The sequence below is a fragment of the Mycobacterium ostraviense genome (assembly GCF_002705925.1).
GTDB classification, from domain to species: Bacteria; Actinomycetota; Actinomycetes; order Mycobacteriales; family Mycobacteriaceae; genus Mycobacterium; species Mycobacterium ostraviense.
Genome location: NZ_NKRE01000001.1, coordinates 3,305,878 through 3,323,868 on the forward strand (window position 1 = coordinate 3,305,878; position 17,991 = coordinate 3,323,868).

General features: G+C 70.1%; 14 protein-coding genes, 1 tRNA gene and 1 pseudogene. 4 read left to right on the top strand and 12 right to left on the bottom strand.

Features of this window, described 5'->3' with window-relative positions; all coding sequences use genetic code 11:
• The first annotated feature begins 84 nt into the window (after positions 1-84).
• Positions 85-456, top strand: a complete 372-nt coding sequence (locus CDN38_RS15210) for a hypothetical protein (RefSeq protein WP_075511846.1) — start codon at positions 85-87, stop codon at positions 454-456.
• Here the strand turns inward: CDN38_RS15210 and CDN38_RS15215 are convergent, their stop codons facing one another.
• Positions 457-1,425, bottom strand: coding sequence for an RDD family protein (locus tag CDN38_RS15215; RefSeq protein ID WP_075511845.1), 969 nt, complete (start codon positions 1,423-1,425; stop codon positions 457-459).
• A gap of 63 nt (positions 1,426-1,488) precedes the next feature.
• Between CDN38_RS15215 and CDN38_RS15220 the strand changes: the two genes are divergently transcribed.
• Positions 1,489-2,481, top strand: coding sequence for a stage II sporulation protein M (locus CDN38_RS15220; protein ID WP_099319029.1), 993 nt, complete (start codon positions 1,489-1,491; stop codon positions 2,479-2,481).
• Positions 2,482-2,497: 16 nt separating this feature from the next.
• Here CDN38_RS15220 and CDN38_RS15225 read toward each other — a convergent pair whose 3' ends face one another.
• From CDN38_RS15225 to CDN38_RS15245, 5 genes and pseudogenes are all read right to left on the bottom strand, one after another.
• Entirely contained in the window at positions 2,498-3,820 is a 1,323-nt protein-coding gene (locus CDN38_RS15225; RefSeq protein WP_099319030.1) for a DUF58 domain-containing protein, read from the bottom strand.
• Positions 3,820-4,789: pseudogene (locus tag CDN38_RS15230) on the bottom strand (AAA family ATPase). The gene CDN38_RS15225 and the pseudogene CDN38_RS15230 overlap by 1 nt, the downstream one beginning before the upstream one ends.
• 4 nt (positions 4,790-4,793) lie before the next feature.
• Positions 4,794-5,936: a DUF4350 domain-containing protein gene (locus tag CDN38_RS15235; RefSeq protein WP_180276420.1), complete on the bottom strand. Its 1,143-nt coding sequence runs from the start codon at positions 5,934-5,936 to the stop codon at positions 4,794-4,796.
• Positions 5,918-6,568, bottom strand: a complete 651-nt coding sequence (locus CDN38_RS15240) for a DUF4129 domain-containing protein (RefSeq protein ID WP_075511840.1) — start codon at positions 6,566-6,568, stop codon at positions 5,918-5,920. Before CDN38_RS15240 ends, CDN38_RS15235 begins: the two co-directional genes overlap by 19 nt.
• A gap of 24 nt (positions 6,569-6,592) precedes the next feature.
• Complete coding sequence (locus CDN38_RS15245; RefSeq protein WP_408633073.1) at positions 6,593-7,987, bottom strand: hypothetical protein; 1,395 nt, start codon at positions 7,985-7,987, stop codon at positions 6,593-6,595.
• 19 nt (positions 7,988-8,006) lie between these two features.
• On the opposite strand from CDN38_RS15245, the gene CDN38_RS15250 reads away from it, so the two are divergent.
• Positions 8,007-8,471, top strand: a complete 465-nt coding sequence (locus CDN38_RS15250) for a GatB/YqeY domain-containing protein (RefSeq protein ID WP_075511839.1) — start codon at positions 8,007-8,009, stop codon at positions 8,469-8,471.
• A 313-nt stretch (positions 8,472-8,784) separates the two neighbouring features.
• On the opposite strand, the gene nrfD is transcribed toward CDN38_RS15250, so the two are convergent.
• From nrfD to CDN38_RS15280, 6 genes are all read right to left on the bottom strand, one after another.
• Positions 8,785-9,732, bottom strand: a complete 948-nt coding sequence (gene nrfD, locus CDN38_RS15255) for an NrfD/PsrC family molybdoenzyme membrane anchor subunit (protein WP_075511838.1) — start codon at positions 9,730-9,732, stop codon at positions 8,785-8,787.
• The gene (locus tag CDN38_RS15260; protein ID WP_075511837.1) at positions 9,729-10,610 is read right to left on the bottom strand and encodes a 4Fe-4S dicluster domain-containing protein; all 882 of its coding nucleotides are present in this window, start codon (positions 10,608-10,610) and stop codon (positions 9,729-9,731) included. Before CDN38_RS15260 ends, nrfD begins: the two co-directional genes overlap by 4 nt.
• Entirely contained in the window at positions 10,607-13,846 is a 3,240-nt protein-coding gene (gene fdh, locus CDN38_RS15265) for a formate dehydrogenase (protein WP_099319032.1), read from the bottom strand. Before fdh ends, CDN38_RS15260 begins: the two co-directional genes overlap by 4 nt.
• 45 nt (positions 13,847-13,891) lie before the next feature.
• Positions 13,892-15,571: a selenocysteine-specific translation elongation factor gene (locus CDN38_RS15270; protein WP_075511835.1), complete on the bottom strand. Its 1,680-nt coding sequence runs from the start codon at positions 15,569-15,571 to the stop codon at positions 13,892-13,894.
• Positions 15,559-16,839, bottom strand: a complete 1,281-nt coding sequence (gene selA / locus CDN38_RS15275; RefSeq protein WP_075511834.1) for an L-seryl-tRNA(Sec) selenium transferase — start codon at positions 16,837-16,839, stop codon at positions 15,559-15,561. Before selA ends, CDN38_RS15270 begins: the two co-directional genes overlap by 13 nt.
• Positions 16,840-16,868: 29 nt before the next feature.
• Positions 16,869-16,963, bottom strand: a tRNA-Sec gene (locus tag CDN38_RS15280).
• A 28-nt stretch (positions 16,964-16,991) separates the two neighbouring features.
• Here CDN38_RS15280 and selD point away from each other — a divergent pair.
• Positions 16,992-17,984 (top strand): selenide, water dikinase SelD, encoded by a 993-nt coding sequence (selD, locus tag CDN38_RS15285; protein ID WP_075511860.1) that lies wholly within the window; start codon positions 16,992-16,994, stop codon positions 17,982-17,984.
• Positions 17,985-17,991 lie beyond the last annotated feature (7 nt).

Here is a 17,991-nt window from a genome sequence, read left to right on the forward strand (position 1 = left end):
CATCAACGATATATCGTGACAGAACGCGATGCAACGGCGAACTTTTGGTTTGCGGTTGTTATTGCCCGGGTAGCCACTGAGGTCATGGACGGCAGAAATCGCCTGACGGAGACGCGTCCCAGTGGCGTGGCCGCTCCGACGCGGGGCAGCGGGCAGGCCCGCCTATGGGTTACCTGGGTGCTCGCCCTGCTGACCGTGCCGGGTGCCGCGATCGTGATGTTGTTCGCTCTCGGCGCGGTGATGAGCACCGATGCCTGCAGCGAAAGCCGCTGCCCCAACCTGGGCGCCGGGATCGACTTCGGTGTCTTGTTCTACGGCGCGCCGGTGGTGGCCCTGTTGGTCATCGTCGTCTCGGTGTTCACCGCCAAGCTCCGGTTCGGCATAGCGGTTCCGCTGGTCGGTCTGGCGCTATTGGTCGCCGACGTCGCCGTCTTGGCCGCGACGGTCGCGCGGTAGCTAGCTCGGCGGCGAGAAGCCGCCGGGCGGCGAAGTCTGCGGCGGTGGGTCGGGCTCCGGCCACGGAATCGCCTGCGGCGACGGGTACATCGGTGGCTGGGCGGGCGGTGGCTGGGCGGGCCATGCCGCCGCGGGCGGGTACATCGGTGGCTGGGCGGGCCATGCCGTCGCGGGCGGCCACCCCTGCGGCCCCGTCGGTGGCGGCCCCATCGGCCAGGCCTGTCGCATAGCCGGACGCAGCCGTGCCAACTCGCGGCGGTGCCGCTCGGCAAGCACCGCGGCCAGCGCCAGCTGCGGCGGAACGCCCGGCGGGGGCGGCGGGGCGACCCGGGAAAACACATCGGCGGCAATCCGGTACGCCATCTGCTCACGCAACCGGGGATACAATTGCGGTGCCCGGGAAAGGAATTGGCGCGCGACTTCGGCCTGGCCGGCGGTCAGCCCGGACAGCTGCAGCGACGACGCCCACCACGCCAGCGACGGCGGCATGGCCGGCGGCGGCCCCAGGCGCGGAGCGCGCTCGCTGACGACGATGGTGCCGGCGAACATGTCGCCCACGCGTTTACCTTTTGGCGACACCATGCTGCAGATCACGGCCGGGCTGCCCATCAGCATCCAGATCTCCACCACCGAGGCCAGCGCGCGAAACAGCGCCTGGCGAAAGCGTTCCGGGCCCCCGTCGTCGGATACCACCCGCAGACCCATCACGATCTTGCCCACCGACCGGCCCCGGGTCGCGGTCTCGATGGCCACCGGGTAGCCGACGAACGCCAGCACCGTGAACATGATCAGGAACGCAATGGTCAACGCCTCGTCCAGCTGACTCAACGCGGCCGCCCACAGCATCAGCCCGAGCAGGTAGCCGATGAAGATCACCGTCATGTCGATGATCGCGCTCACCGCACGCACCGGCAGCTGGGCGATCTGTACATCGAGCACCACGGCGTCCCCGGTCACCACCTCCGACATACCCCGGAACGCTACAGGTTTGCGGACGGCTGCCTGCCGCACTCGGTTGGGTACGCTGCGCAGGTGGACGTCGACGCGTTCTTGCTGACCCACCGCGGCACCTGGGATCGCCTCGACCAGTTGGTCAAAAAGCGTCGCTCACTGACCGGTGCCGAGATCGACGAGCTCGTCGAGCTCTACCAGCGTGTGTCCACGCACCTGTCGATGCTGCGGTCGGTGTCGTCGGATTCGTTGCTGATCGGCCGGTTGTCGAGCCTGGTCGCCCGCGCGCGGGCCGCGGTCACCGGCGCGCACGCGCCGCTGACCAGTACCTTCGTCCGGTTCTGGACGGTGTCGTTCCCGGTCGTCGCCTACCGCGCCGGGCGTTGGTGGTTGGCTACGGCGCTGGCGTTCTTCGCCGTCGTGGTGCTCATCGCGTTCTGGGTGGCCGGCAGTCCGGAGGTGCAGTCGGTCATCGGAACTCCCACCGAGATCAACGAATTGGTCAACCACGACGTCGAGTCGTATTACAGCGAGCACCCGGCAACGTCGTTCGCGCTGCAGGTCTGGGTGAACAATTCCTGGGTGGCGGCCAAGTGCATCGCGATGTCGGTCGTGCTGGGCCTGCCGATACCGCTGGTGCTTTTCCAGAACGCGGCCAACGTCGGAGTGATCGCCGGTTTGATGTTCCAGGCCGGCAGGGGCGGCCTGCTGCTGGGCCTGCTGATTCCGCACGGGCTGCTCGAGCTGACGGCGGTGTTCCTGGCCGCGGCAACCGGGATGCGGCTGGGGTGGTCGGTGATCGCGCCCGGTGACCGGCCGCGCGGACAAGTGCTGGCCGAGCAGGGCCGCGGCGTGGTGTCGGTGGCCGTGGGCCTGGTCGGGGTGCTGCTGGTGTCCGGGCTGATCGAAGCGATGGTGACGCCGTCGCCGTTGCCGACCTTCGTCCGGATCGCCATCGGCCTTCTTGCCGAGGCCGCGTTCGTGTTCTACATCGTTTACTTCGGCCGTCGCGCCGCCAAGGCCGGGGAGACCGGCGACATCGAGGACGCTCCCGACGTGGTGCCCACCGGCTGACGCGGGCCGCCGGAATCTACAGCCGGCCGGTCGCTTTCATCGCGAGATAACGATCCGCCAGGGCCGGCGCAAGCTCCGTCGGCGGCGCGTCGACGACGTCCACTCCGCTGCGGCGCAGTCGCGACGCGATCGCCCGACGGTCGTTGCGGGCGCGTTCTGCTGCGGCCGCGTCGTAGACCGCTGCCGCGTCGGAACGCCCGATGGCCAGTTCATCGACGCGCGGGTCGGCGACTGCGGCCACCACCACATGATGTTTGGCCGACAGCTGCGGCAGCACCGGTAGCAGACCCTCGTCCAGGGCGGTGGCGTTGAGGTCGGTCAGCAGCACCACCAGCGACCGGCGCCGGGTCCGCCGCAGAATCGCGGAAATCATTGCCCGCCAATCTGATTCGACGAGCGCCGGTTGCAGCGGCGCCATCGCGTCGACCAGTTGGGCCAGCAGTTCGGTGCGGGACGCGCCGAAAACCGCCGCCCGGCTGACCCGATCGTGAGCCAGGAAGTCGACGTGGTCGCCGGCCCGCGACGCCAGCGCCGCCAACAGCAGCGCGGCATCCATCGACCAGTCCAGCCGGGGCCATCCGGCGGGATCGGCGGCCGTCGGGTCAACACCGACCCGCCCCGCCGCCATCCGCCCGGTGTCGAGCACCAGCACCACCCGCCGGTCCCGCTCGGGCCGCCAGGTGCGCACCATCACGTCGGCGCGACGTGCCGTCGCGCGCCAGTCGATCGAGCGGACGTCGTCGCCGACGACATATTCGCGCAGCGAATCGAATTCGGTGCCTTGCCCGCGGATCAGCGTCGGCAACAACCCGTCGATCTCGCGCAGTTTGGCCAGCCGCGACGGCAGGTGCTTGCGCGACAGAAACGGCGGTAGCACCCGGACCGTGCCGGGCACCGGCTGCGAACTCTGCCGGCCCGCCAAGCCCAGCGGTCCGAGTGATCTGGCGGTGACAGCGGCCGCACGCTGGTCGCCGCGGCGAACCGGCCGCAGCTGGGTCGTCAGCTGCTGGCGCTCACCGCCGCCGACGTTGACCCGGTGGCTGCGCGGTTCGCCGCGGGCGCTGGGCGGCCAGGCGTCGCGGATCTGGCCGCGGAACCGGCGCCGGCCCTCGTTGTGGATGGACAGGCCAGCGTCCGCGGGCTGGCCCAGCCGGATCGAGCTGTCCGGGGAACGGGTGAAGCGCAACTTGCGGGTGCTGGCAGCCGCCACGATGTCGATGACCACCGCCGTCATCAGCAGCGCCAGCAAAGTGACGAAAGCCCTTGCCGGCCAAGGGGCCAACGCGATCGGCAGGACGCAGATCAGCGCCAGCAGGCCGGTTCGTCCGGTCAGGATCACTAGCGGGGCACCGGAACCGAGGCCAGTATCCCGTCCAGCACGCCGTCGGGCGTGGCCCCTTCGAGCTCGGCTTCCGGACGCAACATGATCCGGTGCCGCAGCGTGGGCCGGGCCATGGCCTTGACGTCGTCGGGAGTGACGTAGTTGCGCCCCGACAACCAGGCCCACGACCGGGCGGTGCCCAGCAGCGCCGTCGCCCCGCGCGGCGACACCCCCAGTTGCAGCGCGGGGGAGGAGCGGGTGGCCCCGACGATGTCGACGATGTAGCCCAGGACCTCGTCGGCGATCAGCACCTGACGAACCGCTTCCCGCCCGGCGGCCAGCTCGGCCGCCCCGGCCACCGGCCTGATCGCGGACAGATCGCGCGGGTCGAAACCGTGCGCGTGCCGGCCCAGGATGGCGATCTCGGCGTCGCGGGCCGGCAGCGTGACGTTGAGTTTCATCAGGAAACGGTCGAGCTGGGCCTCGGGCAGCTGATAGGTGCCTTCGTATTCGATCGGGTTCTGGGTGGCCGCGACGATGAACGGGTCCGGCAGCAGTTTGGCCTGGCCTTCCACGCTGACCTGACGCTCTTCCATGGCCTCGAGCAGCGCGGCCTGTGTTTTGGGTGGCGTGCGGTTGATCTCGTCGGCGAGCAGCAGGTTGGTGAACACCGGGCCCGGCCGGAAGGTGAATTCGGCGCTGTGCGAGTCGTAGACCAGCGAACCGGTGACGTCGCCGGGCATCAGGTCGGGGGTGAACTGCACCCGCTTGAACTCCAGCTGCAGCGCGGCGGCCATGGCCCGGACCATCAACGTCTTCGCCACTCCCGGAACGCCTTCCAGTAGCACGTGGCCGCGGCACAGCAGCGCGATCACCAGGCCGCTGATCACGCCGTCCTGTCCGACGACGGCCTTGCCGATCTCGGCGCGTAACCCCAGCAATGCTTCGCGTGCCGAGTCCGCGGGCGCGGATTGGGTGGGAGCGGATTGTGTCACGAGTGGGTGACCTGCCTTTCGATGTCGTCGAGCGCGCGGGCGAGGTGTAGTAGGTCCTGGTCGGTGGCCGGTGGCGGACCGTACAGGTGGTATCGAACGAACTCCGGGTCGGCCCCGCTGCGCCGGGCCACGGTCATCACCACCGCCGGCGGGTCGGTGCCCGGGCCGATACCCAGCCTCGGCAGCAGTCGTTGCAGCGTGGCGGTGCGCAGCGCCTCGGCGGCGCGATCGCGGGCTCGCCGGGACCGGTACAGCCGGCCGCGGCCCTCGACCGTCTCCGAGGCGCGGACCACCACGGGCATCTCCTCGGCCACCAGCGGGCCCAGCCGGCGGCCCTTCCAGAGCGCCACCAGCAGGACCACCAGCCACAGCTGCCAGACGATCCACGTCACGTTTGTCGGGATCAGGTCGGACAGCGAACCGGGCTCCGACGTCTGGCCCTCGACGCGGTGCGGCGCGTACCAGACCAGCCGCGGCCGGTCACCCGCGAGGTTCATCGCCAGCGCGGCGTTGCCCTCTTCGAGCAGGCCGCCGTTGGTCATGAAGTCGCTACTGCCGACCACCGTGACGGTTCGCCCGGCATCGCGATAGCGGACCAATGCGCCGCCGTAACAGCTGACCACCTCCAGGTCGTCCCTGGGCTGGTAGGCATCGCTGGGCCCAAAATGCACTTTTCCGGCCCGATTGGCTTCGCGCAGCGGGCATTTCGGCTGGGACGCGAATTGTTCGGCGGCCGTGATGCGCAGCTTCGGGGTGAGCGCTCTGCGGGCTCGCGCGGTGGGCTCCACCAGGAGCAGGTCACCGGGGGTTTGTGCCAGCCGCTGCAGTAGTGCGCTGTCGGTCAGGTATTGGGTCTGGGCCACCAGCAGCAGCGAGTCGGCGCGGGCCGAGCGTTCGACGTCGGCGACGGTGTTGGCGACGACGACCTCGACGCCGCCGTCGCGCAGCAACGTCACCAGCGCATGGGCGCCGGAGGAGTTGGTGGCCGCGGGATCCATCATGCCGCCGGGCCGCGGCGCGGTCAGGTAGGTGCCGACGGCGGCGACGAGGACGATCGCGGCCAGCGCGAGCACGATGCCGCGCCACGGGCGCCGTCGTCGGGTGATACCCGGTGCCGGCATCACCGGACCTGCGCCCAGGAATCGGGTGTGGCGGGGCGTTCCACCGCCGACGAGGCATGAGCACGTGATCGCAAGTGGTCGTCGAGGTCCGCGATCAGCTGGTAGGAATCTGGAGTTCCGGGCCGCTCGCCATAGGTGACGTCGTTGAAAGCCGTTGCGGCCCTGGACAATTCGCCTATCAGATGCGGCAGGGCCGCGCCCGCGTCGGTGGCCAGCTCGTTGGCGGTGCGTCCGGGGGCCGGGTTCAGCACCCCGTTCTCTTCCAGCTCGCGCGCGACCGCGCGCAGTCGGTGCCGGATGGCTGCGGCCCAATTACCTTGGGCCGCAAACGCTTCAGCCGTGGCTCTATGCTGGGCCGCGGTGAGTTGGCCGGCTTCGAACAGTTGGTAATCACCGCCGCGGTGGGTGCGCATGGTGCGTCGGGCGATGTGGACGGCGACGATCACCGCGATCACCGCCAGGATGAACACCACCGTCAGGGTGAACCAGCCACCGGATACCGAAGCGCCCTTCTCCAGCAGCCGGTACAACTGCTCGTTGAGCCAGTCGCTGAAAGCCGTCGACAGCGATGGCTTGGGGTAGATCGGTTTGTCGAGCTCATGCTGCGCTGCCTGGTGGGCGGCATCGCGGTCGATGTCGATGGAAGGCATCGTCAGTCAGTCCCCACCAGTCGATTAGTAAGGCCGGGTGAGCCACAGATTGTCGGTGGACTCCACCGCGGCGGGCCCACCGGCGGCACCGGTCTGCAGCACCAGATCGAAGGCTTCGGCGCGCATGCGGCGATCGGTGTAGAGCAGCACGACAACACCGGCGGTGAACGGTGCGGTGATGATCTGGCTGATCGCTGAGCCGACCGCCGACAGCGTCGTACCGACGAGCAGCATAGGGATGGATCCGCCCGACGCGGTAACGCCCAATAAGATCTGGCTCGCGATGCTGAAGGGCGCCGCGACCGCACCGCCGACCAGGCCCACCACCAGCGCCGTCAGCAACCGGATACCCAGAACCCGCCAGAACCCGCCGCGGACCAGCCGGAACGACCTGGTGACCGCGTCGACCAGCGGCAGTCGCTCCAGCACGATCAGCACCGGCGCGAACATCAGCATGGTGTACAGATAGCCCAGCAGCAACCCGACCAGCAGCAGTAGCGGGATGCCCAGCAGGACCGCCACCGCACCGTTGGCCACGGCCGCGACCCCGACCAGGATCACCACCACCAACCCCGCGAGCGCCACCATCCCGGCGGCTTCCAGCAAGGCCAGCCCGATCAGCGCCAGCACGCGCCCCCGGACCCTGGCCCACGCCTCGCCGATCGTGATGGGAGACCCGAACACCGCGCGCCCGACGACGACGGTGAGGATTCCGCTCAGCAGCATGCCGCCCAGCCAGGTGACCAGACCACTGGCCGCCACCGAACCCATCCAGGCGCCGAAGACGCCCAGACTCAGCTCGGTCGACGGCTGGGTTTTCAGCTGGTTGAGGGCCGCCAACGGTCCGATCGTGGCGATCAGCGTGACGACCTGCATGATCACCACGACGACGGCGGTCAGACCCAGCGTCGCCTTCGGGTTGGTGCGGATGTAGCCGACCGCGCCGTTGTAGATATCGCTCAAGGTCAACGGCCGCAGCGGGATGATTCCGGGTTTTACCGCCCCGGGAATCAGCGGCGGGCCGTAACCCGGTGGCGGCGCACCGTAACCCGGCGGCGGGGGGCCATATCCGGGCGGAGCGCCGTAGCCGGGGGGCGGGGGACCGTAACTCGGCGGCATGCCGTAGGCAGGTGGCACTCCGTAACCGGGCGGCGGGCCGTATCCGGGCGGTGGGGCGCCGTAGCCCGGCGGCTGCGACGATGGCGGCGGATAGCCGGCGCCCAATGGTGGGTACCCGGCCGGTACGTACCCGGGGGTCTCGGCCGGCGGGTCCACCGGATAACTCGGCGGCAGCGTACTCACCGGATGTGGCGGCTGTCGTCGTTGGTCATGGGCTCCATCCTGTCGGCGGTCGGCGCATTTCTCAATGCAGGTACGACTTCCGGTCTTGGTGTCGGCTTCGGCAACCTCCGAAAGCAACGCGCGTAGCGTCTCTGCCATGGCGGAACTCAAATCGCGGCTTCGGGCCGACCTAACCGAAGCGATGAAATCGCAGGATAAGTTGCGAACCGCGACCCTGCGCATGGTGCTGGCCGCAATCCAGACCGAGGAAGTGTCGGGCAAGCAGGCCAAAGAGCTCACCGACGACGAGGTGCTCAAGGTGCTGGCCAGAGAATCCCGCAAGCGTGGCGAGGCGGCGGAGATCTACACCCAGAACGGGCGTGGTGAGCTGGCCGCCAACGAGCACGCAGAAGCCCGGATCATCGACGAGTATCTGCCTACGCCGCTCACCGAGGCAGAAGTGGCCGACGTCGCTGACACCGCCATCGCCCAAGTGGCCGAACAGCTCGGGCATCGGCCCACCATGAAGCAGATGGGCCTGGTCATGAAATTCGCCACCGAGATCGCCGAGGGCAAAGCCGACGGGGCCCGCTTATCCGCGGCGGTCAAGGAGCGGCTGTAGTCACGGAGGAAGCGGTTTATCGACGGCTTGCTGCGCCGAGCGTGACATGGCGACGAAAAAACGGCCAAATTCTCGCCCTCAGAACACGTTCGGCGAAATCCCCGTGACGGCGATCAACGCGCGCACGACCGTCGATAGTGCGCTCTTGGCCTGGGGCTTGGGTTTAGTTTAGTCTTAGTACCACTTTTCGACCGGCCGCGCCGCAAACGCGCAGTTCAGCGATGTGCCACCGTCCGAACTCGGGGATCGTGAGCCCAGTCGGGTCCAGTATCCGGGAACACCCCAGCCCTGGGCGCGCTCATTGCGGCCGTGCTCAGCGGCCGGCATCAAGTCGCTGGCGCTGCGGCACCACCACGTATTTCGGGTCGCGGGTGGATTCCACACCGGCCTCGAACACCCCGAACCGCTGCAGCGCACTGCCGGTGAGCAGCGCCAGCCCGCACAGCATCGCCGCGAACCGGCTCCGGCCTGCCGCGGCCGTGCCCAGCGCCCCGCCGATCGTCAGGTACTCCGCCCACCTGCGCAGCCGGTGCGGCTTTCCCGTGGTGTACGCCTCGGCGGCCAGCCCCAGCCGTTGCTCCAGCAGCCGAGACGCCGCGACCTCCAGCCCGGCCCCCACGACCGCGAGTCGCCGCGCCGGACCGGCCTCGGCCACGGGCGCCAGCACCATGCCCCAGCCGCCGCCGCTGGCCGCGGCCGAGCCGGTGAAGACGAAAGGCAGATACGGGTGTGCCTCATGCCAGGCGGGGACGGCGGTCTGCGACAGCAGGACCGCGGTGTAGGAGGCAACCCCGGGTGCGGCGGCCGCCGCCGACAACCCGGCCGGGCGCGCCAGCCAGCTCAGCAGCCTCCCGACCCAGGTGCGCCGCAGCGGCGCCGGCATGAGCTCGGCGGCGCCGGCCAGCCCGGCGCCCGGCCCATAGGCGGCGAGCATCCAGGTGCCCACGCTCATCGGTGAACTCGGCTTGGCCACCCGCAGCATGTGGTGGAACCGCTCGGGGCGGCCGAGGTCGGCGACGAGGAAGTACATGCTGGCCAGGATGCTGGCCAGCGCCCCGACTCGGCTCACCCGGCACAGCGCCGGGCGTCCGGTCAGATCGGCGCCGGCGGCCAGTAGCGCCGAACCCGCCGACAGGCCACCGGAGAACAGGTACGCCGCGATCTTCCACTCCCACACCGGTGGTTTGAGCACCGGACGCCCGTAATAGGACCGGAACTCCGCTCGGGGCACGGCAAGCTGTTCCCGGTCGCCGGCGGTCATGGCCGGCTCCCGACAAACGCCGACACCGCCGCGGCCACCAGCGCCGACGCGGCCATCCCGGCATAGCGCCACATGGCCGGCAGGTCCCGGGTGGGCACCACCGGATCCGGCGGCAATCCGTAGACCTCGGGCTCGTCCAGGAGCAGGAAGAACGCGCCGTCGCCGCCCACGCCGTCGTCGGGATCGTGACCGTACAACCGCGCCTCGGTTACGCCGCGCTCATGCAGCTGCTCGACCCGGCGGGCGGCGCGCTCCCGCAATTCGTCGAGCGGGCCGAACTGGATGGAGTCGGTGGGGCAGGCCTTGGCGCACGCCGGTTCCAGCCCGTCATGCAGCCGGTCGTAGCACAGCGTGCACTTCCACGCCCGGCCGTCACCTTCGCGGCGGTCGATCACCCCGTACGGGCAGCCGGACACGCAATACCCGCAGCCGTTGCAAATGTCTTGCTGCACAACGACAGTGCCGAACTCGGTGCGGAACAGCGCGCCCGTCGGGCACACATCCAGACACCCGGCATGGGTGCAGTGCTTACATACGTCGGAGCTCATCAGCCAGCGAAAGTCGGTGCGGGACTCCGGGCCGGCCGACGCGCCGGGGCGCTCGAATTTCGGGATGCCGAGGTCGGTAGCCGGCTGCTCGATGAACGCCACGTGCCGCCAGGTGTTGGCGCTGAGCATGCCGGTGTTGTCGAACGACATCCCCAGCAGGTCGAAGCCGTCGTCGGGAACCCGGTTCCATTCCTTGCAGGCAACCTCGCAGGCCTTGCAGCCGATGCACACCGAGGTGTCGGTGAAGAACCCGACTCGCGGTGGGTGCTCCAGATGCCCGGCATCACCGGCCGGATCGCTCAGCGGTCCATAGAAACTGTTGCGGTTCAAGGGGTTTCCTCGCTATGGGTGTCCAGTCGGGTGCCGGTCGCCGTGGTGACGCCGGCCCGGCGGCGGTATTCGGCGATGTAGGCCAGCAGCGCCGGTCCGCGGGGCCGTCGTCCCGGTTGTATGTCGCAGGTGCAGACCTTGCTCTCCTGGATGAAGACGTTGGGGTCCAACACCACTCCGAGCAGGTCGTTGACCACGTCGCCGTCGACCAGGCCGGCGTAACCCCAGTGGTAGGGCATCCAAATCTGTTGCACCACACGGTCTTCGATGCGAAGCGGCTTCATCCGCTCGGTCACCAGCACCCGCGCGTCCACCGCGGTGCGGCTGGTGATCACATGCGCCCAGTCCATGTGCGTCAGCCCCCGGATGCGCGCCAATTCCGGTGACACCTCGACGAACAACGCGGGCTGCAGCTCCGACAGGTAGGGCAGCTGCCGGCTCATCCCGCCGGCCGTGTGGTGCTCGGTCAGTCGCGCCGCGGTGAAGACGAACGGGAACACCTCCCCGTGGGCCTCCGGCGGCGCCGGGTTCGACGGATTGTCGTTGCGGCCGTAGACGATTCGGGTCGGGTTGCCCTGCTGTCTATACAGCGCATTGCGCACCGGGGACTCGTGCGGCTCGTAGTGCGTGGGCAGCGGACCGTCGGCCAAACCGCTGGGTGCGAACAGCCAGGCCTTGCCGTCGGCCTGCATGACGAACGCGTCATCGCCGCGCAACGCCTCGACGCCCACCGCGCCTTCGGGCGGGCGGTAGTCCGGCGGCTTGTGCTTCTCGAAGTCGGGCACGTCGTGGCCGGTCCACTCGCGGTTCTCCGGATCCCACCAGATCAGCTTCTTGCGCTCGCTCCACGGCCGGCCCGCCGGGTCGGCCGAGGCCCGGTTGTAGAGCACCCGCCGGTTCAGCGGCCAGGTCCAGCCCCACTGCGAGGTGTCTCGCCGGGCCGCCTGGTTGAAGTCGTCGGCGTACACGCCGCTGTAGATCCAGCAGCCGCAGGCGGTGCTGCCGTCGGCCTTCAACTCGGTGTAGCCGTTAACCGCCCGACCGGTCGTCAGGTCGATGCCGTTGATGCGGCGCAACACGTCCTCGCCCGAGGGCTCGTCACCCTCCATCGCGTAGTCCCAGAACAGCTCCAGCAGCGGCCGGTCGCGCTCGTCGGTCGAGCCGGCCAGCTTGTCCCGCAGCCGCCGGCCCAGGTGGTAGAAGAACCACAACTCCGAGCGGGCATCACCAGGCGGGTCGACTGCTTTCTCCCGCCACTGCAGCATCCGCTGGGTCTGGGTGAACGTGCCGGCCTTCTCCACGTGCGAGGCCGCCGGGAAGAAGAACACCTCGGTGCGGCAGGTCTGCGGGGTGATCTCGCCGGTCTCGACCTCGGGAGCGTCCTTCCAGAAGGTGGCGCTTTCGATCATCACCAGGTCGCGCACCACCAGCCAGTCCAGGTTGGCCATGCCGAGCCGCTGCAGCCGCCCGTGGGCCGACCCGACGGCCGGGTTCTGGCCGAGCAGGAAGTAGCCGAACACCTTGCCGTCGACCATGTCCATCACGGTGCGGTAGGTGCCATGGTCGCCGTTGATCCGCGGCAGGTAGTCGAAGCAGAAGTCGTTGTCGGCGGTGGCGTGCTCGCCCCAGTACTCCTTGAGCAGCGACACCAGGTAGGCGTCGGCGTTGTGCCAGAAACCCTTCTGGTTCTGGCTCTTGATCCGGTCCAGGTAGTCGTCCAGGGTCGCCTGGCCGGCGTGCGGCATGGCCAGGTAGCCGGGCAGCAGGTTGAACAGCGTCGGCACATCCGTGGAGCCCTGGATGCTGGCATGCCCGCGCAGCGCGAACACTCCGCCGCCGGGCCGGCCGATATTGCCCAGCAGCAGCTGGATGATCGAGCCGGCGCGGATGAACTGCGCGCCTATGGTGTGCTGGGTCCAGCCCACGCTGTATACCAGCGCCGTGGTGCGCTCGCGGCCGGAATTTTCCGTCCACGCCCGCGCGACCCGCAGAAAGGTGTCGGCCGGCACGCCGCACACTCGCTCCACCATGTCCGGGGTGTAGCGGGCGTAGTGCCGCTTGAGGATCTGGTAGACGCAGCGCGGGTGCGACAGCGTCGGGTCGGCCGGGATATCGCCGGCAGCACCCTCCACCGCCGGGCCGCCGGAGCCGAGCTGATCGGGCGCGGCGCGCTGTTTGTCACCGGCCCCGCCGCGGCCGTCGTGGTGTGTCGACTCGTAATGCCAAGTCGCCGGGTCATAGGAGGCGGTGTCGGGGTCATAACCGCTGAACAGGCCGTCGAGATCCTCGGCGTCGCGGTAGTTTTCGTCGACCAGGAACGCGGCGTTGGTGTAGGCGGTGACGTACTCGCGGAAGTCCAGCTCGTTGGAAAGGATGTAGTTGATCACCCCGCCGAGGAACGCGATGTCGCTGCCGGCGCGCAGCGCCACGTGCCGGTCGGCCAGCGCGCTGGTGCGGGTGAACCGCGGGTCGATGTGGACGACCTCGGTGCCGCGCGCCTTGGCCTCGATCACCCACTGGAACCCGACCGGATGGGCCTCGGCCATGTTCGAGCCCATGATGACGATGAAGTCCGAATTGACCAGGTCTTGCTGATAGTCCGTCGCTCCGCCGCGACCGAAGGAGGCTCCCAGACCGGGAACCGTGGCGCTGTGTCAAATACGGGCTTGGTTCTCGATCTGCAGCGCGCCCAGGGCGGTGAACAGCTTCTTGATCAGATAGTTCTCTTCGTTGTCCAGGGTGGCGCCGCCGAGGCTGGCGATGCCCATGGTGCGGCGCAGCGTGTTGCGGTCGGCGTCGAAGTCCTGCCAGCCCTTGCGACGTGCGTCGAGCACCCGGTCGGCGACCATGTCCATCGCGGTGTCCAGGTCGAGTTCCTGCCATTCGGTGGCGTAGGGGGCGCGGTAGCGCACCACGGTTTCCCGCTGCGGCCCGGTGACCAGCTGGGTGCTGGCAGATCCCTTGGGGCACAAGCGTCCTCGGGAAATGGGGCTGTCCGGGTCGCCCTCGATCGCGATGACCTTCTCGTCTTTGATGTACACCTGCTGCGCGCAGCCCACCGCGCAGAACGGACACACCGAGTGCGCGACGTGGTCGGCGTCTGCGGTGCGCGGCGTCAGCGTTGCCGAGCGAGCCGACTGTGCGGCTTTGCCGCGGCCCAGCGGGTCGGACCCGGTGAGCTGGCGGTAGACCGGCCACGACTGGATCAACTTCGCAAGCTTGCTTTCCGGGTGCATGGCTTGATCAAACCCTGCGGCGTACCTGGGGAGCAACCGGCAGCCTCAAAGCGTCGTCCTGGTGCCGTCGGCATCGCGGCGGGTAATCCTCAGTGCGTCAAGCCGTTCGAGCAACGGGACGGCCACCCGGCGAGTGGTGCCTAGGGCGCGCCGGGCGTCGCTCACCGTGAACGGCTGCGGCAGCGTCGCCAGGATGGCGGCCGCGCGCGTGAACGCGTCGGGCCCCAGCACGACGCCGTCGGCAACGCGGGTCAGCCGCCCGGCCCGCACGGCGGCGGCCAGCTCGCGGCTGCCCAGCTTCAGTTCGGCCAGTTCGTCGGCCTCCGGCGCCCGGAACGGTTCGGCGGCCAGCCACTCCTCGACGGTGCGCACCGCCTTGTCGACGCGCGCCGGCAGGCCCGTGCCGGGCGGCCGGACCAGGCCGTCGGCCACCTCCAGGCCGGTGCCGTCGAGCAGCTCGGACACCAGTTCGGCGGCGGGCAGCCCCACCCGCTGCCGCAGCGCCTCCAGTGGCATGCCCGCCGCGATGTCGTGGTCGGCCGCCCAGCGCCGCACCGTCGTGACCGCAAGCTCGCGCCGCCCGGCCCACCACGGTGGATCCACCACCCACTCGCCCACCCGGTGGCCGGTGGCCGGCAGCCCCATCGCGCGCAACTCTGCCGCGGGTGCGCACTCGGGTGGGGGCACCCGGCCGGTGGCCAGCTTCTCGCCGCGGGCCCGGGCCGCGCCGCGGCGGTGCAACTCCGGCGGCCGCACGTCGAGCACCTCGATGCCGGCCGCGATCCGGTGCTCCCCGGGATCGCGCAGCAACCCGACGTCACCCACCCGCAACGGCAACGGCCTGGTCAGCCGCAGCCGTGCCCCGGCCGTCCCCAGCGGGCGCACCCGCACCGGCACCGCCGCGGACCCTAGGTGCAGCACCAGCTGGCGGTGCAGGGTGTCCGCCGACCGCAGGGCCACGTCGATCTGCGCGGTATCCAGCCAGGCACCCGGCGTGCGAACGGTGTCGCCGCGAGCGATGTGCCGGCGGTCCACGCCGCGCAGGTTCACCGCCACCCGCGCCACCGCACCGGCCGCATCGACGTCTCGGCCCAGCGATTGCAAGCCGCGGACGGTGACGCGGCGTCCGGCGTGTTCGAGTTCATCGCCCACCCGGATCGTGCCGGCGCTCAGCGTGCCGGTGACGACGGTGCCCGCACCGCGCACCGTGAAGCAGCGGTCGACCCACAACCGCACGTCGCCGTCGCGGTCCGGCTGCGGCAGCCGCCTCGTCAGGGCCAGCAGTTGGGCCCGCACCTGGTCCAGTTCGGTGCCCAGCGCGACCGGCGCGTCGGCCAACCGCGCCCGCACCTGTTCGATCGCCGGCGCCGGATCGGCAAGGTCTGCCTTGCTGATGACGACCAGCACATGCGCAACCCGCAGCGCGTCCAAGGCCGCGAGATGCTCGTCGGACTGCGGCATCCAGCCCTCGGTGGCGGCCACCACGAACATGACGGCCGGAACCGGGCCCACGCCGGCGAGCATGGTGGGAACGAAGCGTTCATGGCCCGGCACGTCGACGAACGCCAGCCGGCGTCCGTCGAGTTCGGTCCAGGCGAAGCCCAGGTCAATGGTCAGGCCCCGGCGCTGCTCCTCGGCCAGCCGGTCCGGCCACATCCCGGTGATCCGATGGACCAGCGTCGACTTGCCGTGGTCTACGTGGCCCGCGGTGGCTATGACGAACACGCCAGCACCGCCGCCAGCACCAGGTCGTCGTCCTCCGGTGCCACCGTGCGCAGATCCAGCAGGCACCGGCCGCCTTCCACCCGGCCGACGACCGGCGGGCTGCCGGCGCGCAGCTTGGCGGCGTAGGACTGGGGCACGCTCAGCCCGGCGCTGGGCAGCTGCACGCCCGGGGCCCCGCCCCCGCCGACGGCCGCCACACAGTCCACCGCGTGCGCGCTCGGTAGTTGCGCGGCGAGGCTTTCGGCGCGGGCGCGCAGCTGCGTCACCTCGGCGGCCAGCGCTCGAGCTACCGGCGGCGGCGGTCCTACCACGGTCGCTTCCAGCGCGGCGAGGGTGAGTTTGTCCACCCGCAGCGCACGGGCCGCCGGATAGCGGCGCAGCCGCTCGATCAGGTCGGCGTCGCCGAAGAGCAGGCCGGCCTGCGGGCCGCCGAGCAGTTTGTCGCCGCTGGCGGTGACCAGGTTGGCGCCGTCGCGCAACGTCGTTGTCGCGTCCGGCTCGTCGGGCAGCATCGGGTGCGGCTCCAGTAGTCCGGAGCCGATGTCGACGACCAGCGGCGTGTCGAGCTGCGCCAATTCGGCCACGCTGACCGCCGAGGTGAACCCGGTGACGCAGAAGTTGGACGGATGCACCTTGAGCACAAACCCGGTGTCCGGCCCGATCGCGTCGGCGTAGTCGCGCAGGCTGGTGCGGTTGGTGGTGCCGACCTCGCGCAGCCGCGCACCCGTGGACGCCAGCAGCTCGGGGATGCGGAATCCGTCGCCGATCTCGACCAGCTCGCCGCGGCTGAGCACGATCTCCTTGCCCGGGGCGAGCGTGAGCGCGGTCAGCAGCAGCGCGGCGGCGTTGTTGTTCACCACGTGCACCCCGCCGGCGGCGGGCACCGCCGCGGCGAGCGCGGCCAGCGCGCCCCGGCCACGGCGCGCGCGGCGGCCGGTCGCCAGGTCGAATTCGACGTCGGTGGCGCCGCTGGCGGTGACCACCGCGTCCACCGCGGCCTGCGACAACGGCGCCCGGCCCAGGTTGGTGTGCACGACGACGCCGGTGGCGTTGATCACGGGCCGCAGGCTTGCCGCGGTGGCCGGGAGTGCGGCGACGGCGTGTTCGGCCACCCGCTCCGGCTCGATCTCGCCGGTACGGGCCCGCTGCTGTGCCTGCGCGATCACGGATTTCACCAGGGTGCGGCCCAGCAGCTGTTGCGCTTCAGCCAGCCGGGGATCGGCGAGGAGCGCGTCGGTGCGCGGAACCCGTCGTCGCGCGTCACTCATGAGCGGGACCCGGGCAGGACCAGGGCAGGTGGCGGAGGCGGACGGGAATTGAACCCGCCAGCGGCAGCAACTGTCGCTCGACGGTTTTGAAGACCGCGCCGGTCACCAGACCGGAGACGCCTCCCTGGGCCATGGCGACAATTATGGACGCCATGGCCTACCGACTGACTCAGTACGCGCACGGCGGCGGCTGCGCGTGCAAGATCCCGCCCGGCGAGCTGGAGGACGTGGTGCGCGGATTGCGCGCCGGCGTCCCCGCTCATCCTGCCGGTGAGCTGCTGGTCGGGCTGGACAGCGGTGACGACGCGGCCGCGGTGCTGATCGAGGGCGGCACGGCATTGATCGCGACGACCGACTTTTTCACCCCGGTGGTCGACGACCCCTACGACTGGGGCCGGATCGCCGCCGCCAATGCGCTGTCCGACGTGTACGCGATGGGCGGGCGGCCGGTGGTCGCGGTCAATCTGCTGGGGTGGCCGCGCGATGTGCTGCCGTTCGAGCTGGCCGCCGAGACGTTGCGCGGCGGGCTGGACGTGTGCTCGCTCGCGGGCTGTCATCTGGCCGGTGGGCACAGCGTCGATGACCCCGAGCCCAAGTACGGGCTCGCGGTCACCGGAATCGCCGATCCAAACAGGTTGCTGCGCAACGACTCCGGTAAGCCCGGCACCCCACTGTCGCTGACCAAGCCGCTGGGTATCGGGGTGCTGAACAGCCGGCACAAGGCCACCGGCGAGCGGTTCGCGGACGCCATCGAGGCAATGACCACGCTCAACGCCGAAGCGGCGGCGGCGGCGCTGGCGGCCGGCATCGAATGTGCCACGGACATAACCGGTTTCGGATTGCTGGGGCACTTGCACAAGCTGGCCAGGGCCAGCGGTGTGACGGCGGTGATCGACTCGGCCGCGGTGCTGTATCTGGACGGCGCGCGCGAAGCGCTGGCCGCCGGCTACGTCAGCGGTGGCACCCGGCGCAATCTCGAGTGGGTGGCCCCGCACGTCGACCTGGCTGCGGTGAGCGAGCAGGAGGCGCTGCTGCTGGCCGACGCGCAGACCTCCGGCGGACTGCTGATCGCCGGCGAGATCCCGGGCGCACCCGTTATCGGCGAGCTGGTGCCCCGCGAAGAGCGCACGATCGTGGTGCGCTGAGCCGCTG

Coding starts and splice junctions, on each gene's coding strand:
- CDN38_RS15210 (WP_075511846.1), top strand. CDS start 85: ATGGACGGCAGAAATCGCCTGACGGAGACGCGTCCCAGTGGCGTGGCC.
- CDN38_RS15215 (WP_075511845.1), bottom strand. CDS start 1,425: ATGTCGGAGGTGGTGACCGGGGACGCCGTGGTGCTCGATGTACAGATC.
- CDN38_RS15240 (WP_075511840.1), bottom strand. CDS start 6,568: ATGCCTTCCATCGACATCGACCGCGATGCCGCCCACCAGGCAGCGCAG.
- CDN38_RS15250 (WP_075511839.1), top strand. CDS start 8,007: ATGGCGGAACTCAAATCGCGGCTTCGGGCCGACCTAACCGAAGCGATG.
- nrfD (WP_075511838.1), bottom strand. CDS start 9,732: ATGACCGCCGGCGACCGGGAACAGCTTGCCGTGCCCCGAGCGGAGTTC.
- selA (WP_075511834.1), bottom strand. CDS start 16,839: ATGAGTGACGCGCGACGACGGGTTCCGCGCACCGACGCGCTCCTCGCC.
- selD (WP_075511860.1), top strand. CDS start 16,992: ATGGCCTACCGACTGACTCAGTACGCGCACGGCGGCGGCTGCGCGTGC.